The organism is Pseudochrobactrum sp. sp1633 (assembly GCF_030376605.1).
Classification (GTDB): domain Bacteria; phylum Pseudomonadota; class Alphaproteobacteria; order Rhizobiales; family Rhizobiaceae; genus Pseudochrobactrum.
The window spans coordinates 21,757-47,175 of the sequence record NZ_JARRAE010000001.1; the positions used below are offsets into that span (position 1 = coordinate 21,757).

27 protein-coding genes and 1 tRNA gene are annotated in these 25,419 nt (G+C 50.2%); 14 read left to right on the forward strand and 14 right to left on the reverse strand.

Features of this window, described 5'->3' with window-relative positions:
* Positions 1 to 67 precede the first annotated feature (67 nt).
* The 3 genes from P8H26_RS00105 to P8H26_RS00115 all read left to right on the forward strand — a co-directional run bounded on the left by P8H26_RS00105 (position 68) and on the right by P8H26_RS00115 (position 1,479).
* Positions 68 to 820 (forward strand): glycoside hydrolase family 108 protein, encoded by a 753-nt coding sequence (locus P8H26_RS00105; protein ID WP_289630845.1) that lies wholly within the window; start codon positions 68 to 70, stop codon positions 818 to 820.
* Complete coding sequence (locus P8H26_RS00110; RefSeq protein WP_289630846.1) at positions 817 to 1,077, forward strand: hypothetical protein; 261 nt, start codon at positions 817 to 819, stop codon at positions 1,075 to 1,077. The genes P8H26_RS00105 and P8H26_RS00110 overlap by 4 nt, the downstream gene beginning before the upstream one ends.
* A gap of 96 nt (positions 1,078 to 1,173) precedes the next feature.
* A complete protein-coding gene (locus P8H26_RS00115; protein WP_289630847.1) occupies positions 1,174 to 1,479 on the forward strand; it encodes a hypothetical protein in 306 nt (101 codons plus the stop codon).
* 14 nt (positions 1,480 to 1,493) lie between these two features.
* Here the strand turns inward: P8H26_RS00115 and P8H26_RS00120 are convergent, their stop codons facing one another.
* From P8H26_RS00120 to P8H26_RS00135, 4 genes are all read right to left on the reverse strand, one after another.
* Complete coding sequence (locus P8H26_RS00120; RefSeq protein WP_289630848.1) at positions 1,494 to 1,913, reverse strand: group III truncated hemoglobin; 420 nt, start codon at positions 1,911 to 1,913, stop codon at positions 1,494 to 1,496.
* A gap of 175 nt (positions 1,914 to 2,088) precedes the next feature.
* The gene (locus tag P8H26_RS00125; protein WP_289630849.1) at positions 2,089 to 2,346 is read right to left on the reverse strand and encodes a hypothetical protein; all 258 of its coding nucleotides are present in this window, start codon (positions 2,344 to 2,346) and stop codon (positions 2,089 to 2,091) included.
* Between the two features lie 251 nt (positions 2,347 to 2,597).
* Positions 2,598 to 2,945, reverse strand: coding sequence for an RcnB family protein (locus P8H26_RS00130; protein ID WP_289630850.1), 348 nt, complete (start codon positions 2,943 to 2,945; stop codon positions 2,598 to 2,600).
* 291 nt (positions 2,946 to 3,236) lie between these two features.
* Positions 3,237 to 4,010 (reverse strand): SDR family oxidoreductase, encoded by a 774-nt coding sequence (locus tag P8H26_RS00135; protein WP_289630851.1) that lies wholly within the window; start codon positions 4,008 to 4,010, stop codon positions 3,237 to 3,239.
* Positions 4,011 to 4,149: 139 nt separating this feature from the next.
* Between P8H26_RS00135 and P8H26_RS00140 the strand changes: the two genes are divergently transcribed.
* Positions 4,150 to 5,046, forward strand: coding sequence for a LysR family transcriptional regulator (locus tag P8H26_RS00140; RefSeq protein ID WP_289630852.1), 897 nt, complete (start codon positions 4,150 to 4,152; stop codon positions 5,044 to 5,046).
* Positions 5,047 to 5,490: 444 nt separating this feature from the next.
* Here the strand turns inward: P8H26_RS00140 and P8H26_RS00145 are convergent, their stop codons facing one another.
* Both P8H26_RS00145 and P8H26_RS00150 read right to left on the reverse strand, forming a co-directional pair.
* On the reverse strand, positions 5,491 to 5,907 hold the full coding sequence (locus P8H26_RS00145) for a glyoxalase superfamily protein (RefSeq protein WP_289630853.1): 417 nt from the start codon (positions 5,905 to 5,907) through the stop codon (positions 5,491 to 5,493).
* Positions 5,904 to 7,295, reverse strand: coding sequence for an MATE family efflux transporter (locus P8H26_RS00150; protein WP_289630854.1), 1,392 nt, complete (start codon positions 7,293 to 7,295; stop codon positions 5,904 to 5,906). The genes P8H26_RS00145 and P8H26_RS00150 overlap by 4 nt, the downstream gene beginning before the upstream one ends.
* A 184-nt stretch (positions 7,296 to 7,479) precedes the next feature.
* On the opposite strand from P8H26_RS00150, the gene P8H26_RS00155 reads away from it, so the two are divergent.
* Complete coding sequence (locus P8H26_RS00155; protein WP_289630855.1) at positions 7,480 to 7,692, forward strand: hypothetical protein; 213 nt, start codon at positions 7,480 to 7,482, stop codon at positions 7,690 to 7,692.
* A gap of 62 nt (positions 7,693 to 7,754) precedes the next feature.
* Complete coding sequence (locus P8H26_RS00160; RefSeq protein ID WP_308446645.1) at positions 7,755 to 8,267, forward strand: cupin domain-containing protein; 513 nt, start codon at positions 7,755 to 7,757, stop codon at positions 8,265 to 8,267.
* A gap of 317 nt (positions 8,268 to 8,584) precedes the next feature.
* On the opposite strand, the gene P8H26_RS00165 is transcribed toward P8H26_RS00160, so the two are convergent.
* Positions 8,585 to 8,660: transfer RNA gene (locus P8H26_RS00165), tRNA-Lys, on the reverse strand.
* A gap of 557 nt (positions 8,661 to 9,217) precedes the next feature.
* Here P8H26_RS00165 and P8H26_RS00170 point away from each other — a divergent pair.
* From P8H26_RS00170 to P8H26_RS00185, 4 genes are all read left to right on the forward strand, one after another.
* Positions 9,218 to 9,895, forward strand: a complete 678-nt coding sequence (locus tag P8H26_RS00170) for a DedA family protein (RefSeq protein ID WP_289630856.1) — start codon at positions 9,218 to 9,220, stop codon at positions 9,893 to 9,895.
* 369 nt (positions 9,896 to 10,264) lie between these two features.
* Positions 10,265 to 10,651, forward strand: coding sequence for a hypothetical protein (locus P8H26_RS00175; protein WP_289630857.1), 387 nt, complete (start codon positions 10,265 to 10,267; stop codon positions 10,649 to 10,651).
* A gap of 13 nt (positions 10,652 to 10,664) precedes the next feature.
* Positions 10,665 to 12,224, forward strand: coding sequence for a TerC family protein (locus P8H26_RS00180; protein WP_289630858.1), 1,560 nt, complete (start codon positions 10,665 to 10,667; stop codon positions 12,222 to 12,224).
* A 186-nt stretch (positions 12,225 to 12,410) separates the two neighbouring features.
* Positions 12,411 to 12,977 (forward strand): NADPH-dependent FMN reductase, encoded by a 567-nt coding sequence (locus P8H26_RS00185; protein WP_374708189.1) that lies wholly within the window; start codon positions 12,411 to 12,413, stop codon positions 12,975 to 12,977.
* Between the two features lie 181 nt (positions 12,978 to 13,158).
* On the opposite strand, the gene P8H26_RS00190 is transcribed toward P8H26_RS00185, so the two are convergent.
* A complete protein-coding gene (locus P8H26_RS00190; RefSeq protein ID WP_289630860.1) occupies positions 13,159 to 13,419 on the reverse strand; it encodes a hypothetical protein in 261 nt (86 codons plus the stop codon).
* A gap of 164 nt (positions 13,420 to 13,583) precedes the next feature.
* On the opposite strand from P8H26_RS00190, the gene cysP reads away from it, so the two are divergent.
* From cysP to cysW, 3 genes are all read left to right on the forward strand, one after another.
* Positions 13,584 to 14,594, forward strand: a complete 1,011-nt coding sequence (gene cysP / locus P8H26_RS00195; protein ID WP_289630861.1) for a thiosulfate ABC transporter substrate-binding protein CysP — start codon at positions 13,584 to 13,586, stop codon at positions 14,592 to 14,594.
* 80 nt (positions 14,595 to 14,674) lie between these two features.
* Positions 14,675 to 15,517, forward strand: coding sequence for a sulfate ABC transporter permease subunit CysT (cysT, locus tag P8H26_RS00200; protein WP_289630862.1), 843 nt, complete (start codon positions 14,675 to 14,677; stop codon positions 15,515 to 15,517).
* A 1-nt stretch (position 15,518) separates the two neighbouring features.
* The gene (cysW, locus tag P8H26_RS00205; RefSeq protein WP_289630863.1) at positions 15,519 to 16,376 is read left to right on the forward strand and encodes a sulfate ABC transporter permease subunit CysW; all 858 of its coding nucleotides are present in this window, start codon (positions 15,519 to 15,521) and stop codon (positions 16,374 to 16,376) included.
* Between the two features lie 76 nt (positions 16,377 to 16,452).
* On the opposite strand, the gene P8H26_RS00210 is transcribed toward cysW, so the two are convergent.
* The 4 genes from P8H26_RS00210 to P8H26_RS00225 all read right to left on the reverse strand — a co-directional run bounded on the left by P8H26_RS00210 (position 16,453) and on the right by P8H26_RS00225 (position 20,840).
* The gene (locus P8H26_RS00210) at positions 16,453 to 17,244 is read right to left on the reverse strand and encodes an ABC transporter permease (protein WP_289630864.1); all 792 of its coding nucleotides are present in this window, start codon (positions 17,242 to 17,244) and stop codon (positions 16,453 to 16,455) included.
* Positions 17,241 to 18,434, reverse strand: coding sequence for an ABC transporter permease (locus tag P8H26_RS00215; RefSeq protein WP_289630865.1), 1,194 nt, complete (start codon positions 18,432 to 18,434; stop codon positions 17,241 to 17,243). The genes P8H26_RS00210 and P8H26_RS00215 overlap by 4 nt, the downstream gene beginning before the upstream one ends.
* Positions 18,431 to 19,525: an ABC transporter ATP-binding protein gene (locus tag P8H26_RS00220; protein ID WP_289630866.1), complete on the reverse strand. Its 1,095-nt coding sequence runs from the start codon at positions 19,523 to 19,525 to the stop codon at positions 18,431 to 18,433. The genes P8H26_RS00215 and P8H26_RS00220 overlap by 4 nt, the downstream gene beginning before the upstream one ends.
* 265 nt (positions 19,526 to 19,790) lie before the next feature.
* Positions 19,791 to 20,840: an ABC transporter substrate-binding protein gene (locus P8H26_RS00225; protein ID WP_374708190.1), complete on the reverse strand. Its 1,050-nt coding sequence runs from the start codon at positions 20,838 to 20,840 to the stop codon at positions 19,791 to 19,793.
* Between the two features lie 608 nt (positions 20,841 to 21,448).
* Here P8H26_RS00225 and P8H26_RS00230 point away from each other — a divergent pair.
* On the forward strand, positions 21,449 to 22,303 hold the full coding sequence (locus tag P8H26_RS00230; protein WP_289630867.1) for a branched-chain amino acid aminotransferase: 855 nt from the start codon (positions 21,449 to 21,451) through the stop codon (positions 22,301 to 22,303).
* 59 nt (positions 22,304 to 22,362) lie between these two features.
* Here the strand turns inward: P8H26_RS00230 and P8H26_RS00235 are convergent, their stop codons facing one another.
* A complete protein-coding gene (locus tag P8H26_RS00235) occupies positions 22,363 to 23,307 on the reverse strand; it encodes a YbhN family protein (RefSeq protein WP_289630868.1) in 945 nt (314 codons plus the stop codon).
* 200 nt (positions 23,308 to 23,507) lie between these two features.
* Positions 23,508 to 25,262, reverse strand: coding sequence for a YbaL family putative K(+) efflux transporter (gene ybaL, locus P8H26_RS00240; RefSeq protein ID WP_289630869.1), 1,755 nt, complete (start codon positions 25,260 to 25,262; stop codon positions 23,508 to 23,510).
* Between the last annotated feature and the right edge of the window lie 157 nt (positions 25,263 to 25,419).

The window sequence follows — 25,419 nt, forward strand, 5'->3', positions numbered from 1 at the left end:
CGCATCTTCTACGTTTGCCCATATTAAGCCTCGCTCACGCGGGGCTTCTTTTTTTGAAAGGAACGCTATGCGTGAGACCTTAACGACCGCGCTCGACCTGATGTTTGGTCATGAAGGCGAATATGTGAATAACCCAAAAGACACGGGCGGTGCTACCAAATACGGTATCACACACAAGACATTAGCCGCGCACCGCGGTGTTGCCAGTGTTACGCCTACTCAGGTCAAGGCGCTCACGATGGAAGAGGCCGCAAAGATTTACAGACGCTCATATTGGGTTCAATCCGGTGGTGATCTGCTTCCGGTTGGTATCGACTTCATGGCCTTCGATTATGGTGTGAATAGTGGACCCGCACAGGCGGTTAAGTCGCTGCAACGCGTGGTTGGCGTGATTGCGGATGGTATTGTGGGCGGTCAGACTGTTACTGCTGTGAAGGCATATAAGGGCGATCTCATTACGGCTTATGCCGCTGAACGCCTTCGGTTCATGCGCACATTGAAGACTTGGCCGGTGTTCGGGCGGGGTTGGCAAAAGCGCGTGTCCATTGTGGAAGCGCAGTCACGTCAGCTCATACGGGGATTCCAAGTAACTACTGATGTTTTCGCTTCCACGGCTAAAGCCAACCCCAAAGATCAATCAATCATGGAAACGCTGAAAAAACCAGAGGCGTGGGCATCTGCTGGTGGTCTTTTATCCGGTCTTGGCGGCATGGCTTCCGGCACCGGCCCCATGCAGTGGGCGCTCGCAATTATCATGGTTGGGGCATTCGCGACCGGTGCATATTTCCTCATCAAGCGCATGCAGGATCAAGTGGCATGAAGATCAGTCTCCAACACATCACTGGCGCGGTCATCGGAGGGGCAGTTTCAGGCCTCTTTTTTTATGCGCTCGGGCAACATGACGGCAAGCAGGATGCGGCATTGAAGGCCGCTCAAGCTGTGACACAAGCAATCCAGAACAGGGCAGGGATTAATGAGACAATCGACAATTTGGATAGCGTTGCTCTGTGTGTTGAGCTTGGCGGGTTGCGCGACCAGTGCGAGCAATTGCGCGGGTTGGCAGAAGATAAGCCTTAAACCGGAAACGGCTGTGTACCTGGCAGGCAATGACCAGAGCGCAGGCAAAAGCGTTGCCGGTCATAATGCATATGGAAAGAAAGCGGGGTGTTGGTGATGGGAGAGGATATCAAATGGTTGATCGGGATATCTGCTTCTATGGCAGTCTCATTCATCATAGCACTGATCGCTTCATTTCGTTCGCTGGCGGCGTCTATCAAAGCCGGTGACGATGCGCTGCATGAGAGGATCAACAGAACGCGTGATGACTATGTACGCCGAGTTGATCTCGATGGTCATGTGAACCAACTGCGTGAGGGTATGAAGGAATTAAAAGAAGAAACGAGAGATAGTGCAAGAGAGACCAATAAGCGTCTGGATCAGGTGCTCGCTGTGTTGGCACAGGAGAAAAAATCCGGATAGTTAGGGGGGCAAAATCAAAGAGGTCGTCGCAAATGGCGTGTTGAAGCTATTTCCCCGGCTTGGGTAGCTATTGCCATTTCAAAGCTGTTTGCAATGCGGTGTGCCCTGTCAATAAAGATGATTGCTGCCTCTTCAGGGAAGATTTCATGCGCGGTTTGCTCAAAGATACTGATCCAGCGGTCAAAATGCTCATTTTTTAGATTGAGTTTCAGATGGGGTGCCATTGGTCGCCCATCATATCCGCCAGTTTTGAGAATAATCGCTGCCCAGAACTCTGTAATCTGCGCGATATGGTGATCCCAATCATGAACAGCCCTGTCAAAGATGGGGCCGATCAATTCATCTTCACGAGCGCGTCCATAAAATGTGGTAACAAGCTTCTGAATTGATGCTTTATCAATGGATGGGTGAGGCTGATTAACTATTGCCGTCATAATCGGGTATCAAACCATTCATTCGAGATTAAAACAAATTACTCCCAATGATAGGTATTCCGGCTGCCAGTATCCAGTGATGTTTTGGGGGAGGTTTGAAGATTAGGCTGTTTTTCACATCATTGATGCAATGCACTTTTCGCCTTTGGCTGCCGGGCTGATAAGCGATACTACATTAGTGTCTTGGCTGTCGTGACCGTGAGTGACCGCCACCAATCTTTTTTAAGATAGCGCCTAAGTCCGCAGCGGTACGGGCTGCTGGTTTTTCAGTGCGATGTGCCTTTGATAACTGCTGATCTGTTGCCGCTACAGCATGAAAGTTTCTTTGCTGTATTGGACTATTCAACGAATTCAGGCGTGTTTGATGGCTTTTTAAATTAGACATAAATTTTCCCTCCTTCTTAATAAAAATCGCTAAAACATTGTTATTCATGGAGTGTCTCAGTTTAACGACTATCAATGGTTATGAATATCAGAGGAATGTGTTTTATTAATGCATATTAACTTTTGCGTCATGTCATTGCTCTGCGAATGGCCGGCAGTCTGATGAAGTGGATGGTCGTTGATACGTGTATCGGGACAGTAATGCTGTACGAAAATACTCTCAAAGTGCTAAACTGGATTAATCAATTCAGATAATAGCATTGCCGACCAGTCTCTCTGATCGGCAATGCTTGACCTGTATTATCGTGCCATCATCATCGCTGCGATTAAACCTGTTGCAGCTGAAATCAACAAATACTGGTTGTCGACTTTCACCCAGTGCTGGCCGCGACCAGGCTTGCGCAGACCATGACGTTTGTAGTCACGAACTTCTTGATGGCGACGCCAGTCACCATAACGTTGGCCTTTTGACCATCTTTTATTGTAGCCACGATCATTTGGCTTGTTGTAGTGCTTGCCATAGCTTGGGCGGCTAGGCTCATAACGATGCTGTTCAGCCTTAGGCAGCGGTTGATAGTCCCGAGCTTGGGCCAATGGCGCGCCAACAAAAGTAAGTGCTACAGCTACTAGAATAGATTTCTTAAACATATGGCTCTCCTGTGTTGTTGCCTTAAGAGTACGGTGGCGCGGATGAACCATAAATGAATGAAACCAATGCATTAGATTACATATTTTTAATGTTGTAACCCCTGCTGCTACATGTCTACTTTGAGCAGTAGCCTATGAAGTCTGCACGCAATTCCGCTTGCTTGAGTTAAGAATTATATAACTCGGTACTATCTTGATTGCACATTTTATCCTGCGCTTTTTAGCTGATCAGGGGCGCGCCGGAACATGGCGGCGATCCGAAAACGCCGCCATCCGAACTATTAAAGCATATTACTTTGTGGTGTAGCCGCCGTTGACGAGAATAGTCTGGCCAGTCATCCACCAGCCTTCAGTCACCAAAAAACGGATGTAGGGTACAATATCTTTAATATCGGTCAGTCCGGTTTTAGAGAACTTCGACAGGGCTGCTGCAGTCTTATGATAGGCCTGCGCATCTGCGGATTCCTGACCATAGAAAAATGGAGTATCCATCGGGCCAGGGCCAATCGCTGTCACGGAAATGCCACGACCGCCGAACTCTTTTGAAGCTGCACGGGTAAAATGCTCGACGGGCGCTTTGGTTCCTGCATAGCTGGAGTAGAAAGGCGTAAATGCGCCGAGCAGCGAGGTTACGAGCGTAACAATTGCACCATTATCATTCAGGTGCTTACCGGCTTCTTTCAAAAAGAAGAAGGCGGATTTTGCATTAACTGCGCTCATCTCATCGTATTCAGCTTCTGAAATATCGAGGATGGGTTTTTTAAGTACTTTCCCAACGGTATTAATGGCGAAGTCTGGCTTGCCAATGGTGGCAACGACTTTATCAAACAGACTTTCTATTGCTCCGGCCGTGGTAAGATCGGCCTGAAAGGCGACGGCTTCGGCACCATTGGCCTTGATGGCGGCGACAGTCGCTTCTGCGTCGGTCTTTGAAGCGCTGCTGTTATAGTGGACAGCAATAGCCTTTGCTCCCTGATTTGCGAAATCGCGGGCGATCAGTCCGCCAAGGTTTTTTGCTCCTCCGGCGATGAGCACAGTTTTGCCGCTAATTGTACGATTATTCATAGGTCGGGTCTCCCTTTGAAAGCAGTGGCGGTATCACACCACGACTGCTTTCAAGTAATCTACCGTCTGGATTAGGCACATAAAGGGTGATATTCTGCCATCATATGTCAGAAATCGTGAACAATGGAATGTATTGAGCTTGGATCGTATTGATCTGTTTCGCATTTTTACTCGTGTAGTAGATACGACAAGTTTCACGCGTGCTGCTGACTTGCTCGGTTTACCACGTTCTTCAGTGTCGGCAGCAATAGCCGAATTAGAGGGGAGAGTTGGCGCTCGTCTTTTACATCGTACTACCCGAAAGGTTTCGCCGACCCATGATGGTCTTGCGCTTTATGAACGCTGTCTTCGGGTTGTCGCCGATGTTGAGGAAGCCGAGGGGCTATTTCGACAGGGTGCTAAACCTGCAGGAACATTGAGGGTTGATGTACCGGGACGAATTGGACGGTTGATCGTTGCACCGTCGCTTCCAGCTTTCTTTAAAGAATATCCGGGAATTGATGTGACCCTGGGTGTAACAGATCGTGCAGTAGATCTCATCGGGGAAAGTGTTGATTGTGTACTGCGCGTTGGTTCTCTGACTGACTCCGGTCTGATTGCGCGCAGTATTGGTGAACTGCCTCTTATCAATGTTGCCAGCTCTGGCTATTTAGCTCAACATGGTATCCCGTATGATATTGAAGATCTGAAAACGCACTGGGCAGTGAATTATGCTTCACCATCAACCGGACGGGTAGAGCCATGGGAATGGGTAGAAGATGGTGTATTGCAAACGCTGCGGATGCGTAGTCGTGTAACTGTGAACGGTGCTGAAGCCTATATTGCTTGTTGTCTTGCGGATCTCGGCCTCATCCAAATTCCCGCTTATGATGTTCGTGAACATATCAGGACAGGCGAGTTAGTTGAAGTTTTGCCGAACCACCGTGCTGAGCCACTGCCAATGACACTACTCTATTCACATCGTCGGCATCTCTCGCGTCGTGTTCAAGTTTTTGCTGATTGGTTGATCGCACTCTTGGAGCGAGAGATACTTTAGAGTTGCATGTTGCGCAAAATATTGAATCATCTATTTCTCATGCTGACGCTAAGTGCCTAGATGCTTATGCCATCCCTCTGACAAAGCCGCTCATTTCATCCAGCTTGACCATTGCCATGCGCATGCTTCCTCTGCAGTCTTGCGTTATGCATCGGGCCCGTTTCTCAATCTCGTGGGGATGCTATCGAAGCACTGAAAGACGGGCTTCGTCTGGCCATTGCCTTGCGAACAGTTGGCGGGTTTATGAAATGGATGATTGTCGCTCTAATTGGAACTTTTATCGATACAGTAATGCTGTATGAAAATATTCTCAAAGTGATCAACTGGATTAATCAATCCAAATAATAATATTGCCGGTCAGAATCTCTGACCGGCAATGCCAGCAAGTACTATCAACATAATGCGATAGACGGGCTATGTCGTATCTATCTACCGAGCTTATCCTTATTCGTGTTCAACTATTAACTGTGGTTCACCATCTGAGGTATGGTAATGTGAACGGCCGTGCTCATTGATTGTGGCTTTGATCTGGCGGCGCAGGTTTGAGAAACTCTCGAACCGAACCACATCAACTGGCGTATCGAAGCGGATTGTAATCTGCCGGTAGTTGTTAGAGCCAGAAAGGCCGATTATCTGTCCGTTAAAAGGTTGGCCAAGATAGCGGCCGCGCACCCGATCATTCAGAGCCAGTTCTGGCGGTGCATTGCGCATTGCTAACCGGGCGTAGAACGTGTTCCAGTCCTTTGCGCCGTTCTGTCGGGCAATCAACTCCAGCGATTGTGCATGACTGATCACAGTTCCTTGTGCCTGAAGAGCTACGCGCAAGGCTTTAGCCTGAGCTTTTGCATCATCAATGGTCATCGGTGTTCCTCTGCATTAAAAGCTTGTGTGCCGGTGGTGCTCAAGACGTTGCGCGCGATTAACACAGCGATTATCAGCATGATCGCTTCCGCCAATGGAAACGCTATCCAAATGCCTCGCACCCCAAAGCCCGCAGAAAGCGTTAATATGAATAGGGGTGTCAGCAGCCAAGGTTTCACCAAAGTGAGTGCTGCCGTCCGACCGGATTGGCCTAGGCTTTGGAAATATAACGCCAAGACGAGGATCGGTCCGGATGATACATAAAGCAGCATCATAGGCCGCAGTATCTCCGTAACAGCGTCGATTACGGCTGGGTCATAGCTGAACCAACTGCCGAGAGTGGTTCCTGCGACAGTGCCTATTAACGCCACTGACATGCACCAAAGGAAAGCTACGCTCATCGCCAGCCGCAACGTGGCTAATGCCCGATCGTTTCTCCCCGCACCAACATTGTTGCCGGTAATGCTTTGCGTGGCCAGCGCGATTGCCATCTGTGGCAGAAAGGCAAAGCTTAAAAGCCGCGTCACGACACCATAGGCGGCGACCAAGGCGCCATATTCCGCTCCTGCATGAAGTCGCAGGAATAGCATCACGGTGCTGGCGACCACGGCGATGCCGATGAAGCTGAGGCATAATGGCAGGCCCAGTCGAATGATCTCTAACCAAGCGCCTAGCCAGCTTTGCGTGCGTAGAACTGACAGCGGCAACAATCTCTTGCTGTATCTCCTTACGCCAAGCACCAGCACCAGCCCAAGGGCTTGGGCTGCAACCGTGCCAAGGGCTGAGCCAGAAACTCCGAGGCCAAGTACCACGATCCCTAGCCAATTCGCGCCGATATTGAAGAGGTTAATCAGCACAGACAGGGTGGCAATCAGACCGGCCTGTCCCTCGCTGCGCAGCGCATCCGCATGGATGCCAAGCATCAGTTGTACCGGCGCACCAAGAATTATTATCCGCAGATAATCCTGCGCCAATTCGGCGATTTTGGAATTGCCTGCGGCCATAGATCCGATAAGCGTAGTACCGACCACTTCCCATAGCACGACAAGACCAACCGAAATCGCCAGCACCAGCCCATGTGTTTCGGCAAAGACGCGCCCGGCGGTTATGCGATCCCCGGCACCAAGATGCCGCGCCATCAGGCTCGACATGCCGCCGCCAGTCAGGGTCGACAGCGCTGAAAGCACCATAGCAACCGGAAAGGCCAGGCTCACTGCTGCGAGTGCGTCGGATCCGATGAAGTGGCCGACGAAAACGCCATCAACAATATTAAGAACTCCCCCCATCGACATAACCACTGTCATGGGAAGGGCATTTAACAGAAACAACCGCCCGATAGGGACGGTCAGAAAAGGATTAACCTGTTGGGTAGCGTGTCTTGTAGACATCGCTCACTCCTCATATGAGGCATTTCAAAGTGGAATGGGGGCCTGCATTGCCCACCGCGCGAAATGCTTCGAGGGTGAGGTGTCTAGTTAATCCGAGCTTCACCGTGACTTACGTCTGCAGGCGGCAGGTGCCGGTACCTTAGTTCATCAATATAGGGAATGCGAACTTTCCAGTCAATTGCCTGTGACCAATCTAGAACAATGGCAGCGACAAGCTGAACTGGCCGATGCCCGAAAAGATGAGCAGTGGAAGCACATGGACAACCGGTTTAATGATCTGGAAAAGAAAATATCCGGTGTGAGCGATACGCTAGCAAAGGTCATATGGCTCATTATCAGCGTCCTGATTCTTAGCGTGGTCAGCTTCATGATAAGAGGTGGGTTTGCCGTGCCGTAAGCCCGCTCAATTTATGATAATGAGCTTTTTTCACAACTATCTGAGAGGCATAGGAAGAAGTATTGTATCGGTTAGAATCAAACCTTGTAGTGGAGCGCATGATGCCAATAAAGCCTGATGCAATTTTTGCCTGCGATGCTCCAGCACGTCTAAAACCAAGTAATTACCCCGAGCCATACGCCTCTTTCGTTGCAGACCGCATAAAGCAGCCGTTAGGCGATATCTTCGGCTTGAGCAATTTCGGGGTTAATCTAACGCGCTTGCTGCCAAACTCAATTTCCGCTCTTCATCATCGCCATTCAATGCAAGATGAATTTATATATGTGCTTGAGGGGCGTCCGACGTTAATCACTGATGCAGGAGAAAGGCAGCTTGAAGTCGGAATGGTTGCAGGTTTTCCTGCAAATGGAACTGCGCATCATCTGGAAAACAGAACTTCTCACGATTGCATTATATTAGAGATAGGTGATCGTACTACTGGTGATCAAGTAAGTTATCCATCCGATGATTTGCAGGCTGTAATGAGAGATGATGGTAGCTGGAAATTCACGCATAAGAACGGCAAAGATTATTAACTACGCTCTCTACACTCATGCCATCCCTCCGACGAATCCGTTCATTTCATCAAGCCTGACCATTGCTATGCGCATTTGACCTTTGCAGCCTCTAGCTTTGCATCGGACAGGGTTTTCAATTTCATTTAGATGGGGTTGTTCGTGAACTGCATGGCAATCTTTCAGCTCATCCATGTTCCTGTCAGAGATGAATAAAGAGTACTTTAGTGCATTCAATCGAAACCTGATCAGGAAGCAAGATTGCACAAAATCTGTAAACCAGATGTAAACTACGGCAGTTCGTTCTAATGGGGAAATCACTAAGCTATTGAAAAGCTTGGTGGGTGCGACAGGGATCGAACCTGTGACCCGCTGATTAAGAGTCAGCTGCTCTACCGACTGAGCTACGCACCCACTTTTCTGAACTCGCATTCAGTAAGTGTTCGGTTCTATAAAGGGGCACTTTAGCTCTGTCTAGTCCGGAAATTATTTTTTTGAAAAAAATGTGTTGCCACCGCAGCTTATGAACAGAAAACGAATACACGCATTATGTGTATCGGGCGGGACAATGCTGCGTCAAATAAGTTTAGAGCTCTGCGAACAGCAGGAAAAATTGGCTTTGTTGTGCAGGACGAGCGGATATAACTGCCCGGCCGGTCTTGATGCCGTGCTTTGAACTGCACATATAACTTGCAATGTTGCCGTGTGGGTATATCAGGCTACATTTAATATCGGCCGTGAACCGGAATATTAATCACTTCGCCGGTAAAGCTATCAGCTTAATATTGTTGATACGGGTGCCCTCTGTCATCAGAGTTTTGTTTTTGTGCCATAATTAGGCACAAAAAAACTGGCATAGCATCCAATACGGTGTTGGTTAAATTGCTTTTCAGGCAGTATTAATCTGTTACAAGAACGACGGCGCAGCAGCACATAGCATTTCCTCATGCTTTGCATGATCTGAGGGTTCAATGGACGGTTTTATCGGTGATATCGGACAGTTTATCTCGGCCAATCAGGTTTGGGCGGGGCCAATTGTCGGATTGATAGCATTTGGCGAGTCACTGGCGGTTATCGGTATGCTGATTCCGGCAACGCCGATCATGCTGGCTATTGGTGGTTTGGTTGGTGCCGGTATTATTGATCCTATGCCTGTTCTGATCGGCGCTGTTATTGGCGCGGTCATCGGCGATGTTATTTCATATTTTCTTGGCTGGTGGCTGGGCCGCCGCGTAATCCATCAGTGGCCGCTGAATAAATACCGTTCACATATTGCGCAGGCTCGTTTGCTGTTTCGCAAATATGGTTTTGCTGCCGTGTTCTTCGGACGTTTTTTTGGGCCTGTTCGTTGTACCGTGCCGCTGGTCGCGGGTATGATGTCGATGGATCAAAAACGGTTTCAAACAGCTAATATTTCGTCTGCGCTGGTTTGGGCGCCGGTCATGATTTTGCCCGGCTGGCTTGCCGGCCAAGGTGCCGGAATTTTTGCTAATCTCAGTGGCTCTGACTGGGTCTGGATGGCAGTTGGTCTGACTGTTGTCGCGACGGTTGTCAGTATCGTTGGTGTCCGCTTCATGCGCGCACGCCCTAAAAATGAACGCAGACGCGGTGTTCGCAAGAATAAAGTTACAACGGCTCCGGCAGAGTAATATCGCGCTTTCATAGGTGTTTTGTCGCCAATAACCCGTTGGTACTGGTGTTACTGGCGGATTATGGTTGTTCTGTTTTGAAAATTTTTTGCAGAACAACTTGATTAGGGCTGCGTTTGCACTCATTATAAATCTGAATTGTCAGAGCATGCTTCAGCTGTTGTATGAGGTGTGCTCTGAAATTTTATATGCAAAATATCGTTTGCATTGAGAATTTTAACTGCGCTGCTGCGCCTAACGGGGTTTTTAAAAGCTCTTATGCCGGAAGATACTTCTGACGATTCGTCTATTACGGATTGTTGCCGCTCCAAGTTGGTAGCAATCCGAAACTCAGTTCTGCTGCACTCTGAATATAGCCGGAACATGTCTGTGAATAACCAGACAGTTGTTTTGCCTTATGTGCAAGTTTCCCGTTTTGCAAAATTCATGCGTGATAAAACTGCCATGCTGGCAGATGATATCGCATGCCTGTTTTCCGATAAGGAGACCGGCATACGGGACAAATTCCTCCTGTTTTTCACATCAATTTGTAACGTGCCCGTCCGGAAGTCTGCAAAGATTTTTGGTCTGACGGCTCGTGATTTGAAAAAATCAAAACAAAATTGGTCTGCGAATGAGCGTGTCTGGCAATTTGGCTTCATGAGAGGCGCGGGAGTGAAACTGCACTCCGCTTATGTCCGTGAAGCTTATCCGGCGCTTGCGCGTTTGTCTGGCTCCATGCAGCCTTGCTTGCGCACCCTGCAACAGAAACTCTAGGAAACGACAACCCATGGAATGGATTGCCGATCCCAATGCCTGGATAGGCTTGGTTACACTGATTGTTCTTGAGATTGTTCTTGGTATCGACAATCTCGTTTTTATCTCGATCCTTGCCGGTAAATTGCCACCGAGCCAGCGCAATAAAGCGCGTTTGCTTGGTCTTGCGCTTGCGCTTTTGATGCGTCTTGGTTTGCTGGCTTCGATCTCGTGGATCGTAACACTTACCCAGCCTCTCTTTACTATTTTCTCTTTTGGTTTCTCCGGCCGCGATATCATAATGATTTTCGGTGGTGTGTTCCTGCTTGCAAAAGGCACTATGGAGCTGCATGAGCGCCTTGAGGGCGAAAATACTGTTAAAGAAGTTAATCCGGTTCATGCAGTGTTCTGGCAGGTTATTGCCCAGATCGTTGTACTTGATGCCGTGTTCTCGCTCGATAGCGTGATTACAGCTGTCGGTATGGTGCAGCATCTGCCGGTAATGATGATTGCCGTTGTGATTGCTATGGGCGTGATGATGCTGGCTTCCAAGCCGCTGATGTCTTTTGTTAACAAGCATCCGACCGTGGTAATCCTGTGTCTTGGCTTCCTGATGATGATCGGTTTCAGTCTGGTGATTGAAGGCTTTGGTTATCACGTGCCTAAGGGCTATCTCTATGCTGCTATCGGCTTCTCGATCCTGATCGAGGCTGCCAATCAGGTCGGCCGTCACAACCGCGAGAAGCGGGTGACGACCAATGATCTGCGTGAGCGTACGGCCGGTGCGGTTTTGCGTCTTCTCGGCGGTGGCCGTGGCAGTGACAATGCTCTATCGGAAACCATTGATGTGATTGCCGAGCATACGGCGGCTGCCGATGTGTTCCGTCCGGAAGAGAAAGAAATGATCCGCGGCGTGCTTGATCTCGCCGATCGTCCGGTTCGTTCTATCATGACACCGCGTAACGAAGTGGAGTGGCTTGATCTGGATGCGAGTGAGGAAGAGCTGCGTGCTGAGTTGCGTCAGTTTGCTCATTCGCGGGTTATTCTTGCACGCGGGCAGGTGGATGAATTTGTCGGTGTTGCGCTGACAAAGGACCTCTTGCTTTATCTGGCAGATTCCGCACCGATTGACTGGCAGAGTGCTATGAAGCAGCCGCTGGTCGTGCATGAGCACAGCAATGTGCTGCGTGTTATGGAGCAGTTACGCGGATCGTCGGTGCAGATGGCTGTTATCGTGGACGAGCATGGCTCTTTTGAAGGCGTTGCAACACCGACCGATATTCTCGAAGCGATTGCCGGTGAGTTTCCGGACGAAGAAGGGGATTCACCAAGTGTTGAAACACAGGAAGACGGTGTCTGGATTGCCGATGGCTTTACGGATATCCGCCGCCTGAGTGGTATTCTTGAGCGTGATCTGGTGGATGAGGATGACCGTTACACCACGCTGGCGGGCTTTGTACTCTGGCACCTCGGACATATTCCTGTTGGTGGTGAAAAACTCACTGCTGAGGGCTTTGAGTTTGAAGTGCTGACAATGGAACGCCGGAATATCGCCAAAGTAAAAATTACGGCTTTACCTGCTTATGATTATTAAGCAGGAAGACTGTTAAAAGAGAAACGCCGCATCATTTTGATGCGGCGTTTTTTTATGAAAGCACATTGTCCTATTTTGTGAACAGTGTGTCGCAGGAGAGAACTTGCAGTTTCGCTGAAACACTCTTAACAGATGTGCTGAAAAGAGGGGCGTCATTCTGCCTTTCTGCTGAAAAAGGAAATGTCCGTGCCAAAGCTTTATACAATCATTTGTGCGACGCGTTCTGCGCGTCATGGTGATAAATTTGCCAAATGGTTTAATGATTTTGCAGCTGCAAACTCTGATTTTGATGCAGAACTGATTGATCTGGCAGAAGTTAAACTGCCGTTCTTTGATGAATCCACGCACCCGCGCGCGCAGAAATACGAGCATGAGCATACCAAAAAATGGAGCAAGCTCATTGATGCCGGTGATGCATTTGTCTTTGTTATTCCGGAATATAACTATTCCCCGCCGGCTGAGTTCTTCAACGCAGTCAATTATTTGAATACAGAATGGAACTATAAGCCTGCGGCTATTATGAGCTATGGCGGTGTTTCCGGTGGTCTGCGCTCCGCACAGGTTGCCCGTTCGCATTTGAGCACATTGCGCATGGTGCCGCTGCCGGAAGGTATTCCGCTGCCGAATTATCCGCAGTTCCTCAATGAAAATGGCGCATTTGTTGCAACTGAAATGGTTGAAGCCAGTGCAAAGACCGTTTTGTCGGAGCTGAAAGTCTGGAATGACGGCCTGCAGACAATCCGCAATAAGTAAGATTTCATCTTATTGATGTTGAAAGAAAAATCGCTGCAGCAATGCAGCGGTTTTTTGTTGTTCGGCACCGGATTGGCAATCTTAAATCACATAAAATTAATGGGATTATTGACAATAGCACTGCATTGGCAGACATTAACGGAATGTTAATTCTGTTAACTTGACGATACAGGAGTGTTATTCATGCCTCTTTTTCAGTCTCTGAAGGGAATGATGAAACAACGCAGTCAGGCGTTTCAAAAATTCTGGCAGGAAATTTCTCAGGACGAGAAAACCATTGAGCGGCGGCGCCAAAACCGCCTTGCACCAGACCAGTCTGAAAAATTCGGATGCTGGCGTCATCGCGGTATTTGGTAAATCCTTCTGCAAAGCTCGATTTTCTGCTCCTGTTAAAGAAATTGTATTGCGCGAAATATGCATTGCTTAGCAAAATCTTGCTCATTCTTTTTTCGGCGTATCATAGTTTTCTGTTTTTAAATCAAAAAGTAAATTATCTATTTAAATCAATAATTTAGTATTGATTTCATGCCGCTGCTGCTTAATCTTTGGAGCTATAAACAACTCCATTTCATTTGCCTCAGGCAAAGACACAGGCGGCGGGTATTCATGAAAAAACTTCTGTTGGCGGCCGGGCTTGTGCTCGGTCTGGGTAATACATTGACAGTGGCTCAGGCAGAGGAACCGAAAGAAATCCTCAATGTCTCTTATGACATTGCCCGTGAGCTCTATGAGCAGGTGAACACGGCTTTCATTCCGGTGTGGAAAGAGAAAAGCGGCGAGACACTCACCGTCAATCAATCTCATGCGGGTTCTTCCAAGCAGGCGCGTTCCATTCTCGAAGGGCTGGAAGCGGATGTTGTTACCTTTAATCAGGTGACCGATGTGCAGGTGTTGCATGATAAGGGCAATCTGATCCCTGCGGATTGGCAGAGCCGTCTGCCGAATAACTCTTCGCCTTATTATTCGCTCCCTGCGTTTCTTGTGCGTGCAGGTAATCCGAAGCAGATCAAAAGCTGGGATGATCTGGTGCGCGATGATGTGCAGGTGATTTTCCCGAACCCGAAAACCTCAGGCAATGCGCGCTATACCTATCTGGCAGCGACTGCCTATGCGCGTGAAGCCTTTAACAAGGATGATGCCAAGGTTCGTGAGTTTATTACCAAGCTGTTCAAGAATGTTCCGGTGTTCGATACCGGTGGCCGTGGTGCAACAACCACTTTCACCGAGCGCGGCATTGGTGATGTGCTGGTGACCTTTGAGGCGGAAGTGCTGGGTACACAGAAACTGCTTGGCAAAGACAAGTATGATGTTGTGGTGCCGCCGATCAGCCTGCTGTCGGAATTTCCGGTAACGATCGTTGATAAAGTTGTCGATAAGCGCGGCTCGCGCAAAATCGCGCAGGCCTATCTGGATTTCCTCTATGCCCCTGAAGGTCAGGAAATTCTCGCCAGCAATTTCAATCGTGTTCATGATGCCGCGACGATTGAAAAGCACAAAGCCAATTTCCCTGAGGTGAAGCTGGTGCGTGTGGAAGATGAATTCGGCGGCTGGGCAAATGTGACCAAAGAGCATTTTGCCGAGGGCGGTATTCTCGATCAGTTGTTCACTGCCAAGTAAGCCGGACGACAGATTATAAAACCGGTGCGCCCTGAAAGGTGCGCCGGTTCTTCTCATAGAACACACAGAGCAGACCGGTTATGAAGAGACCAATTTTTAAAGTCAGAAAAACAGTGATGCCTGGCTTCGGTATTACGCTTGGTTGCACACTGCTCTATCTGACAGTGATTGTGGCCTTGCCGTTGTTTGCTCTGGTGATGAAATCGGCAAGTCTGGGATTTGCTGACTTCTGGTCGATTGTCAGCTCGCCGCGCGCTGTGGCGACATTCAAACTCACGATTTTGGCTTCGGCTGCGGCGACTGTGTTCAATGCTGTGTTTGGCTTGCTGATGGCTTGGGTATTGGTGCGCTACGAGTTTCCGGGCAAGCGTTTGCTGGATGCTGCCGTTGATCTGCCCTTTGCTTTGCCGACCGCCGTTGCCGGTCTGGCGCTGGTGACCGTGCTGTCTAAAAACGGCTGGATCGGACAATATATTGAGCCGCTTGGATTGCACCTAGCCTATACGCCTGCGGGTATTGCTATCGCGATGGCTTTTACCAGTATTCCCTTTGTTATCCGTACGGTACAGCCGGTTCTGGAAGATTTGAATCATGATGTGGAAGAAGCGGCGGAGACGCTCGGTGCAAGTCCGTTACAGGTCTTTATCCATGTGATCTGGCCGATGATCCTGCCAGCTTTTCTTGCCGGTAGCGCCTTGTCTTTCGCGCGGGGCTTAGGCGAATTCGGCGCGATTGTTTTTATCGCGGCCAATCTGCCGTTTAAAACCGAGGTTACATCATTTTTGGTTTTTGTCCGTCTTGATGAGTATGAATATCAGTCGGCAGCAGCGCTGGCGATGGTGATGCTGCTCATGGCCTTTGCCATGTTGCTGACGACCAATCTCATTCAGGCAAGACAGCTGCGTTATGCGGAGCGTAACTGATATGGCGACAACATTAAGTTTAACTGTACCGGTATCAGGCAGAGTTTCACCGCAGTTCCGGCGCCGGTTATGGGGGCGACGTGCGTTGATCGGGCTGGCTGTGTTCCTGTCGCTGATCGTACTTGGCATTCCGATGGCAGTGATTTTCTCCGCAGCCTTTGGCAGTGGTATGGGGCGGTTCTGGGCGGAAATCACCAAGCCGGATACGATGCATGCGGTGTGGCTGACAGTGCTGACCGCAATTGTCGTCGTGCCGATCAATATGGGTTTCGGTGTTTGCGTGGCATGGCTGGTTACACGTTTTCGTTTTCCTGGACGGCGGTTGCTGATCAGTTTTATCGAGATCCCGTTTTCTGTATCCCCGATTATTGCCGGTACCGCCTATCTGTTTCTCTATGGCGCACAAGGGCTGATGGGGCCCTTGCTGGAGAGCTATGATCTCAAAATCATGTTCACCGTTCCGGCGATCTTTCTGGTCAGTCTGTTTGTCACCAGTCCTTTTGTTGCCCGCGAGCTGATCCCGCTGATGGAGATGCAAGGCGGTGAAGATGAAGAGGCGGCACTGTCGCTCGGTGCCAGCGGCTTGCAGACCTTCTTCTATGTGACACTGCCGAATATTAAATGGGCGCTGCTCTATGGTGCCGTGCTGTGTAATGCGCGGGTGATGGGCGAATATGGCGCGACATCGGTGGTGTCCGGTGCCATTCGCGGTAAAACCAATACGCTGCCTTTGCAGGTTGATCTGTTGTTTCAGGATCAAAACACAGTTGGTGCATTTGCTGCCGCCTCTACACTGGCGGTTTTGGCGCTGTTGACGCTGCTGCTAAAAGTCTGGCTGGAACGCAAACAAGTCGATTAATTGCAAGTTTGTATAGAAAAAAGCCGCCTCTGAAATTGATTCAAAGGCGGCTTTTATATTTTTGATATTGCTTGGTTTATTGTGCCTGACTTGCCACTTTGCGCTGCGTCAAAATCATAATCAGCGCAATCAGTACCGTTCCGACGATGAAGACGAAAGCCGCCGCTGCAATGGCCGGACTGATATTCTCACGGATGGTGGAGAACATCTGCCGCGCCAGTGTCCGCTGGTTGGGGCCTGCCACAAACAGGGTCAGCACGACTTCATCCAACGAGGTTGCAAAGGCAAAGACCGCACCGGAAATAATGCCGGGTTTTGCCAGCGGCAGTGTTACTTTTTGCAAGATCACATGCGGCGGTGCACCAAGGCTGGCAGCGGCCTGCTCCACACGCCGGTCAACACTCTGCAGCACTGCCAGCACATTGATGACCACAAAAGGCACTGCAACAACCGTATGGGCGATGATGACGCCGAGATAGGAGTTGAGCAGGTTATACTGCGCGAACATCAACTGCATGCCCACGCCGAGCACCACAGCGGGCACAACCATCGGCAGCAGGAAGATCGTTTTGATTGAGTTGAACACAAAGGAATATTGATTGCCGCGCAAGCCCAGCGCCCCGACAGTGCCCAGCACTGTTGCCAGTGCCGTGGTGCCAACGGAGATGATCAGGCTGTTGATGATTGACCTGCGCCATGCATCGGCCTGCACCAGTTCCTGAAACCAGCGTGTGGAATAACCGTCCATCGGATAACCGAGCAAGGCTCCGCTGGTGAAGGCCAGCGGCAGAATTGCCACCAGCGGTGCCAGCAGGAAAAACACGACCGCAGCGCCGAACAGGAGTTTGAGGAGTTTGAAGCCGTTCATGAACGTACCTCCTTCTCAGTCGAGAGACGCATATAGATCGTATAGAGCAGGATGGTTGCAATCAGCAGAACCATACCGAGCGCACCGGCCATGCCCCAGTTTGCAGCGCCCATTGCATAGAATGCGATGACCGAGCTGATAAGCTGATCTTTAGCGCCGCCGATGAGAGCAGGGGTGATGTAGTAGCCAAGCGCTGTCATGAAGACGAGCAGCGAGCCGGAAACCACGCCGCGCATAATCAGCGGTAACAGTACATGAAAGAAAGACCGTAGCGGGTGTGCGCCGAGTGAGGCAGCAGCAGGCATCAGATTTTTCGGAATACCGATCAGCACGCTGAACACCGGCAGCACCATGAATGGCAACAGCACATGGGTCATAGCAATGATCACGCCGGTACGGTTGAAGATCAGCGCCAGCGGTTCACTGGTGATGCCGATGGCCATGAGTGCTGAATTAATCAGCCCCTGATCCTGCAACAGGATGAACCATGCAGCGGTACGCACCAGCAGTGATGTCCAGAGCGGCAGCAGTACTGCGCCGAGCAACAACTGGCGTTTCCAGCCTTCAACAGAGGCTGCAACCATTGCAAACGGAATGCCGATGAGAATGCAGGCAATGGTGACACTGAGGGCAGTGATGAAGGTACGCACCATAATGGTGACATTGGCAGAGGCATCAGCAGGTAGTGAGCGGATTTCACCGGAAATATCGCGCTCCATATCCACTGCTGCCAACAGATTGCGGTCTGTCAGCGTGGTAGAAGCCGCAGAGGCAATTGCCTGCCAGAAGGGCTGTTCGCCCCATTTCTTGTCGATAGCGACCAGATCAACCTGAGCATAATCAACCGGCTCTTCAAGCTTTTCCAGCTGATTGCGGGTTTTGCTCATCAGCGTGCGGAAACCGGGTTGCGCGCTGTTGAGGCGGCGCACCAGATCTCCGAAGAGCTGGGCATCATCATTGTTGCGGATATCTTCAGCCAGCGCCGCTTTCATTTCCGGTGTTGGCGGTGCTTCCGGATTCCAGTTGCTAACGGCCTGTGCCGTAAGCGGCAAGGCTTTGGCGGCCACCGGATCGGACACGGCCTCTTTCATCATCGTAATCAGCGGAATGATAAAGAAGATCAGCAGGAACAAAGCCAGCGGTGCCACCAGTGCGAAAGATTTTAACCGTTGTTGTCGTACTTCGCTCATGCCGCAGCCTTTGCGCTTTTGGCCTGAGTTACAATCGGCCAGCAATCCGCCGGAGAAAATGACAGGGTAACCTGATCACCGGCTTTCAGATTATGAAAGCTGCGATCAGCCTTGGTGACAAGGCTCTGGCCTGCAAAATCCAGCGCCACGCGCAGATGGTCGCCGTGATAGACGATATCGCTGACAGTGGCAGACAGTTTGTTGCTGATCGTATCATCCGTATTCAGGCGCACGCGCTCGGGACGCAGCGACAGGCGGATATCCTGTCCTGCATGCAGAGGCGCTTGTGCATCGACACGGATATCCTGACCATTGGCAAGGCGGATCTGCGTCTGGCCGTTTTGCGTGCCGGAGATTTTACCGTCGATCAGATTGGTTTCGCCGATAAACTCCGCAACAAATTGCGTGGCCGGATGGTCGTAAATTTGTGAGGGTGAGCCGATTTGCTCAATCTTGCCGCGATTGAACACAGCAATCCGGTCGCTCATGGTCAGGGCTTCTGACTGGTCATGGGTTACAAACACAATGGTCAGGCCGAGACGATGATGCAATTCGCGGATGTCGAGCTGCATACGTTCGCGTAATTGCTTGTCCAGCGCGCCGAGCGGCTCATCCATCAACACCACTTCCGGCTCAAATACCAGCGCACGCGCCAGTGCCACACGCTGCTGCTGGCCGCCGGAAAGCTGGGAGGGCTTGCGGTCGAGCATGGTGCCAAGCTGAACCATATCCAGTGCGCGCTTCACGCGTTCCTGCGTTTCAGCTTTGGAGAGGCTGCGCATTTTCAAAGGAAAGGCCACATTTTCTGCAATGTTCATATGCGGAAACAGGGCATAGTTCTGAAACACCACACCCATATTGCGTTTATGCGGTGGCAACTGATCAATGCGTTTGCCATCCACGCTGACCGTGCCGCCTGTAGGGCGTTCAAAGCCTGCAAGCAGCATCAGCAAGGTTGTTTTGCCGGAGCCGGAAGGCCCGAGCATGCTGACAAATTCGCCTTTTTGGATGGTCAGATCAAGATTATCAACAACAGTCAGCGAGCCGAATGCTTTGCTCACCTTCTCAAAATGTATGAATGGATTATTCACGCTTAAAACCTCGAATAGGAGCTGCTCACCGCAATCGCTGTTTTATCGGGGCTATAAAACAAGGCAGTGAATGCTGTTGCCTGTATTGGTGGCAACGGGAATGCGCATATGAAAAGCACTTGCGCGGCAGGTGTAAGCCGCTCCGGTATGAAAGGCAGATCTCACGGGGGAAAGACCTGCAAATACCGGAACGGATACCTGACCGGACATGCTGTGCCGGTGTCAGAGCGGCTTCTGGTTTTCGGAAGCCGCTCTCGGCTGCTGCTTACTGGGCAAGCCAGGCATTAAAGCGCTGGTTCAGACTTTCTGAGTTGTCTGTCCAGAATTCCACACCGATTGAAGCTGCGTCTGTCATGTTGGCAGGCGTTGTCGGCAGGTCTTTGCGGTATTTGTCGGCGACAAATTTATCGGCTTCGATATTCGGCAGGCCGTAGGTGATATATTCAGGCAGTTTGGCCTGATTGTCGGCCTTGCTGGCAAAAGCGATGAAGTCCATCGACTCTTTCGGGAAAGGCGTGCCTTTCATGATCGCCCAGCTATCAACAGCATAGATGCTGCCCGGCCAGACGAAGCCGAAATTCTTGTTCTCGGTGCGGTTCAGGGCGTTGATACGGCCGTTATAGACCGAAGCCATCACCACTTCACCGGAAGAGAGCAACTGTACCGGCTGCGCACCGGCTTCCCACCAGACAATATGCGGCTTGATTTCATCGAGCTTTTTGAATGCGCGTTCCACGCCTTCTGGCGTTGCCAGCACATCATAAACTTCCTTCGGTGCAACGCCGTCGGCAATCAGTGCAAATTCCAGAGAGTATTTGGCGCTTTTACGCAGGGAGCGTTTGCCCGGAAATTTTTTAACATCCCAGAAATCAGCCCAGGATTTCGGGGCATCTTTCATGGTGTCGCCGTTATAGGCAATGCCGGTTGACCAGACAATTGCACCAACGCCGCAATCATGAACGGCCGCAGGAATAAACTTGTCTTTGCCGCCAAGCTGCTCCCAGTTGATATTTTCATAAATACCATCGGCGCAACCAAGCTCAAGCTCTTCAGCCTCAACCTGTACGACATCCCAGTTGGTTTCGCCGGCTTTTACCTTGGCTTGCAGAACGCCGTAACCGCCGTCCCAGCTTTCATCGAGAACCGGTTTGCCCAGTTCTTTGGCAAAAGGTTTGAAATAAATTTCGCGCTGACCGTCCTGATAGCTGCCTCCCCACGAAACAATGGTGAGGTCGCGTGCCTGAGCGGCACCGGCTGCCATAGCTAAGCCGCCGAGTATAGTGCAGGCGGTGAGTGCAATATGCGTAAGCTTCATTGATTATTCCCCACAGTTTATTGTTATGAAATTTGTTGTAACAACTTTTCCATAGGAAATGCAGGGTAGCAATAGCTGATTGCGCAGTTGTCTTGCCATTAATGTCGCATATTAAAGCTGCTAATTTAGCATTTTGCCGATGTTTGACAGGACCGGTCGCGACAGCTCTTGCGTGCTGAGCATGAAAGCCCGAGGGGCGCTTTCAGTGGAAAATGGTATTTAAATTATAAAACCAAAATGGGAATGACGTGTGTTTTCATCAGGTTGAAATGCCTGTCTTCCGTTTACGTCACATTGGATTATGACAATGACCGGTGCTCCAACTTCATGCGCTTTGAGAATGATTTTGTGTAAAAAATTGATGACGTGTTGATTTCGCTACTGCAACCGGGGTCTGAATAAATTTTTAAAAATAGTTTTTAACTTTGTGCTGTTGCACTTGCCGGACATCATTTTAATGTAATGTCGTCGTGCCGGTATTGCATGACTGCCGGAAGCCGCAAACGAAACCTGTGTGTCTCTGACGTCTGCAAGGTGGTGTAACAGCCCTAGATTTGTTTGTTACAAATGACCGGATTTAAATACTGATTCGCATATGGAGAATTCTCATGGGCCAGATTGGTCGTAGCTGGACATTTTACAAAGGCAAGTGGCATGAGGGCGATGTGCGCATTCTCGGCGCGTCATCGCAGGCAACATGGCTTGGCTCGCTTGTTTTTGACGGTGCGCGCGGTTTTGAAGGTGTGATCCCGGATCTGGATCAGCATTGTGCGCGTGTTAACCGCTCCGCGCAGGCATTGGGGTTGAAGCCAACCTATACGCCGGAAGAAATCATGGAACTGAGCCGTCAGGGGATGGCAAAATTCGGTGAGAATGCTGCCGTCTATATTCGCCCGATGTATTGGGCAGAGGAGGGCGAAGCCAATGTGGTTCTGCCCGCTGCGGAAAGTACGGATTTTGCCCTGTGTCTGGAAGAAATTCCAATGGGCGAGCCGACCGGCTTTACCATCACCACCACACGTTTCCGCCGTCCGACGATTGAAACCATGCCGCTGGATGCAAAGGCTGCCTGCCTTTATCCGAATAATGCCCGTATGATCCGCGAAGCGCGTGCCAAAGGTTTTGGTAATGCGCTGGTCTGCGATATGCTGGGCAATGTGGCGGAGCTGGCTTCGTCCAACGTGTTTATGGTGCGTGACGGTGAAGTGTTTACGCCTGCGCCGAATGGCACATTCCTCAATGGTATTACACGTCAGCGCGTAATCGGCTTGTTGCGTGATAACGGTGTGACTGTCACTGAAACAACTTTGCGCGTTGAAGATTTCCGTGAAGCTGATGAGATTTTCTCAACCGGTAACCACTCCAAGGTTGTGCCGGTCATCGGTTTTGATGACAAGCAACTGGGCTATGGTCCGGTTGCTCAAAAAGCCCGCAAACTCTATTGGGACTGGGCGCATTCATAAGCGTACAGGCATTCAATAAGAAAAGCCGCGAAACTCAGTTTCGCGGCTTTTTTGTATCGTCAGATTTGCGTTTTTCGCTTTTTAGAGAATTCACTCTTCTCAAAAATCAGCACCACAATCAGAGAAATGCCGAACGGGATCAGCAGATAGAGCAGGCGGAACACGATCAGTGCTGCCAGCACATCGGCAGGATTGAGATTTGGCAGGCCGGTGATGAACAGGAACTCCAGAACGCCAAGCCCGCCCGGTGCATTGGAAATCAGGGCTGCGGAGAATGAAATCAGAAAAATGCCCAGCACGATCAGAAAGCCCGGATGGTTCAGCTCAGGCAGAGCGAAGTAGATGATACCTGCTGCACCGATCAGCTCCAGCGGAGCGATCAGCAACTGCCACCAAACCACAGAAAGACGCGGATAAGAAAGCTGAAATTTGGAACCGATGCGCAATGGCTTCAGTTGCATCCAGCTGCCGAAAACATAAAGCGCAACCAGTGCCAGAATAAGCACACCTGCGGCAATCGCCAGCGCTTCAGGAATATCGCTGTTGAAACGCTGAAGCAGTTCCGGTTCGACCAGCAGCACAATGGCGCTGAGGATCAGCGTGCCAAGCGCAAAAGTGAAAGAACAAAAACCCACAAGAACAGCGACTTCAGTACCGCTCAGCCCTTTTGAGGAATAGGCACGGTAGCGCACAACAGCGCCGGAAATAACCGAAGCGCCGATATTGTGAGACAATGCATAGGCCGTAAAGGAACTAAGGCTGATGAACACCCATGAGATTTTTTTGTTCAGGTGTTTCAGTGCAATGCGGTCGTAGCCCGCCAGAGACATATAGGAAAGCAATGCGCAACCGGCACTGAGCAGCCATTGTTTCAGAGTAATTGCTGCAAGACTGTCAATGACATCATCAAGGGAAATGCTGCGCAATTCATTATAGAGAAGCCATACAGATATGATAACCGCGCCGATACCGATTGCCGGCCAGATGTAATCTTTCCATTTCATCTATCAGATAACACTCTTCTGTTGTCGTTGTGGTATTTTTTGCAATCGCCAGAGTTCAGTCTTTGAAAGGCCGGTTATCTGTTGGTTTGATTCCACATCACTTATTTGTAACAGGTATTCATATGTTGTCAGTTTTAATGCTTAGCCACTTTTAATGATTTTTATGTCTTAATCATTAATTTATGGAACTTAAGAGTTCTTCAGGTGAAGTTTCTGTCAGTTTTTGCAGTTTCAGTATCGGTATCCGCAATTTTTCCGAGGATGCCGCGCGCAATTTCCTCTTCCGCCAGGATAATCGTACCAACGCCGAGCTCACGCAGATAATCCGCTTCAATAACTGATTCAGCGCGGGCAATAATTCTAAGCGAAGGATTCTGCTGATTAGCCTGTGTGATAATCCGCGCGCTCTCAAAAGCATAAGGTAGCGCGAGTATAAGGCAGTGTGCATTCGCCAAACCTGCTTTGGACAGAATTTCACCATCCGCCGCATTGCCGAGAATGACTTCAATTCCGGTTTCACGCAGTTCTGCAGCCGGTTTCTCGGCATTTTCAATCACGATAAGTGGGCGTTTTTCCGCGATGAGTTTTTCCGCAACGCGGGAGCCGACCTCTCCATAACTGGCAATGATTGTATGGCCGGTCAGATGGCTTGCAGCTGTACCGGTTGCATCAGTGATGTCGCTTTGCTCCGTACCGGCAATTTCAGCTACCTCTGCGGATTGTTTCGGATTGAGTTTGCTTTCAATGAAAGGCCGTAATTTCTCAAAGCCGATAAACACCAGCGGATTGCAGAGAATAGAAAGAATAGCGCCTGCGAGTACCAGATCCCGCGCTTCTGGCAGCATGAGTTTAAGGGACACGCCAAGCCCCGCCAGAATGAACGAAAACTCACCGATTTGCGCAAGGCTGGCCGAGATTGTCAGCGCCGTTCCGGTCGGATGCTTAAATGCACGGACAATGAAGAAGGCGGCTGCGGATTTACCGATCATGATAATCAGCAAAGTTGCCAGCAGGGACAGCGGATTATTGATCAGCACCATCGGGTCGAACAGCATGCCGACAGAGACAAAGAACAGCACCGCAAAAGCATCACGCAAGGGCAGGGATTCTTCTGCTGCCTGATGGCTGAGTTCAGACTCGCTCATCACCATGCCGGCAAAAAATGCACCCAGAGCCAGCGATACACCGAACAGATTGGCTGCGCCGAAAGCCACACCAAGCGCAATTGCCAGCACACCAAGGCGGAACAATTCTCGCGAGCCGCTTGCGGAGATCGCTTCCAAAATCCACGGAACAACGCGTTTGCCGACAACAAGCATCAAAGCGATAAAGAGTGCAACTTTAACCAGCGTCAGCAGAATAATGCCGGTTATGCCAAGGCCAAGCGCTGCCGTCAGCGGATCGCTTGGAACCGTTGCTGAATTGCCGTGGATAAGACCGGCAACAGCAGGCATCAGCACCAAAGTGAGAACCATAACGAGGTCTTCAACAATCAGCCAGCCAACTGCGATGCGCCCGCGGTCGGTTTCCATCAATCGCCGCTCCTGCATCGCACGCAGCAGGACAACGGTGGATGCGGTTGAGAGCGCCAAACCAAAGGTGACTGAGCCGGTGAGATCCCAGCCCATGATCAGGCCAAGGCCGGTGCCGAGCACTGTTGCGGCCAAAATCTGGACGAGTGCACCCGGTACGGCAATGGCTTTGACGGAGAGCAGTTCTTTAACGGAAAAGTGCAGACCTACACCGAACATCAGCAGAATAACGCCGATTTCCGCGAGTTGCAGTGTCAGTTCCTGATCGGCAACAAAACCGGGCGTATAAGGCCCGCAAACCACACCGGCTAGCAGATAGCCGACCAGCGGGGAAATGCGCAGACGGTTGGCAATCGCGCCGAATATAAATGCCAGACACAGACCAACAACAATAGTTGCGATAAGAGGCGTGTCATGCGGCATGGTGGCATTATCCTTTTAAGACCAGAGTCCATTGAGTGAAACTCATTGGGCTTTGGTTAAGTCCGAGTGGCGTTTGAACTTTTCAAGGGGTGATGCGTAAGCACTCAACGCCTTGCGATCAGTGTCTTTTTTGCCATTTGTCTCAACTGCAAGAGGG

Excerpts from the sequence above, each read along its gene's own strand:
- P8H26_RS00110 (WP_289630846.1), top strand. The coding sequence starts at position 817 with ATGAAGATCAGTCTCCAACACATCACTGGCGCGGTCATCGGAGGGGCA.
- P8H26_RS00180 (WP_289630858.1), top strand. The coding sequence starts at position 10,665 with ATGGAATGGATTGCCGATCCCAATGCCTGGATAGGCTTGGTTACACTG.
- P8H26_RS00190 (WP_289630860.1), bottom strand. The coding sequence starts at position 13,419 with ATGAGCAAGATTTTGCTAAGCAATGCATATTTCGCGCAATACAATTTC.
- P8H26_RS00170 (WP_289630856.1), top strand. The coding sequence starts at position 9,218 with ATGGACGGTTTTATCGGTGATATCGGACAGTTTATCTCGGCCAATCAG.
- P8H26_RS00225 (WP_374708190.1), bottom strand. The coding sequence starts at position 20,840 with ATGAAGCTTACGCATATTGCACTCACCGCCTGCACTATACTCGGCGGC.
- cysT (WP_289630862.1), top strand. The coding sequence starts at position 14,675 with ATGAAGAGACCAATTTTTAAAGTCAGAAAAACAGTGATGCCTGGCTTC.
- P8H26_RS00120 (WP_289630848.1), bottom strand. The coding sequence starts at position 1,913 with ATGACGGCAATAGTTAATCAGCCTCACCCATCCATTGATAAAGCATCA.
- P8H26_RS00115 (WP_289630847.1), top strand. The coding sequence starts at position 1,174 with ATGGGAGAGGATATCAAATGGTTGATCGGGATATCTGCTTCTATGGCA.
- cysP (WP_289630861.1), top strand. The coding sequence starts at position 13,584 with ATGAAAAAACTTCTGTTGGCGGCCGGGCTTGTGCTCGGTCTGGGTAAT.
- P8H26_RS00130 (WP_289630850.1), bottom strand. The coding sequence starts at position 2,945 with ATGTTTAAGAAATCTATTCTAGTAGCTGTAGCACTTACTTTTGTTGGC.
- cysW (WP_289630863.1), top strand. The coding sequence starts at position 15,519 with ATGGCGACAACATTAAGTTTAACTGTACCGGTATCAGGCAGAGTTTCA.
- P8H26_RS00235 (WP_289630868.1), bottom strand. The coding sequence starts at position 23,307 with ATGAAATGGAAAGATTACATCTGGCCGGCAATCGGTATCGGCGCGGTT.
- P8H26_RS00135 (WP_289630851.1), bottom strand. The coding sequence starts at position 4,010 with ATGAATAATCGTACAATTAGCGGCAAAACTGTGCTCATCGCCGGAGGA.
- P8H26_RS00230 (WP_289630867.1), top strand. The coding sequence starts at position 21,449 with ATGGGCCAGATTGGTCGTAGCTGGACATTTTACAAAGGCAAGTGGCAT.
- P8H26_RS00125 (WP_289630849.1), bottom strand. The coding sequence starts at position 2,346 with ATGAATAACAATGTTTTAGCGATTTTTATTAAGAAGGAGGGAAAATTT.
- P8H26_RS00210 (WP_289630864.1), bottom strand. The coding sequence starts at position 17,244 with ATGAACGGCTTCAAACTCCTCAAACTCCTGTTCGGCGCTGCGGTCGTG.
- P8H26_RS00105 (WP_289630845.1), top strand. The coding sequence starts at position 68 with ATGCGTGAGACCTTAACGACCGCGCTCGACCTGATGTTTGGTCATGAA.
- P8H26_RS00150 (WP_289630854.1), bottom strand. The coding sequence starts at position 7,295 with ATGTCTACAAGACACGCTACCCAACAGGTTAATCCTTTTCTGACCGTC.
- ybaL (WP_289630869.1), bottom strand. The coding sequence starts at position 25,262 with ATGCCGCATGACACGCCTCTTATCGCAACTATTGTTGTTGGTCTGTGT.
- P8H26_RS00145 (WP_289630853.1), bottom strand. The coding sequence starts at position 5,907 with ATGACCATTGATGATGCAAAAGCTCAGGCTAAAGCCTTGCGCGTAGCT.
- P8H26_RS00215 (WP_289630865.1), bottom strand. The coding sequence starts at position 18,434 with ATGAGCGAAGTACGACAACAACGGTTAAAATCTTTCGCACTGGTGGCA.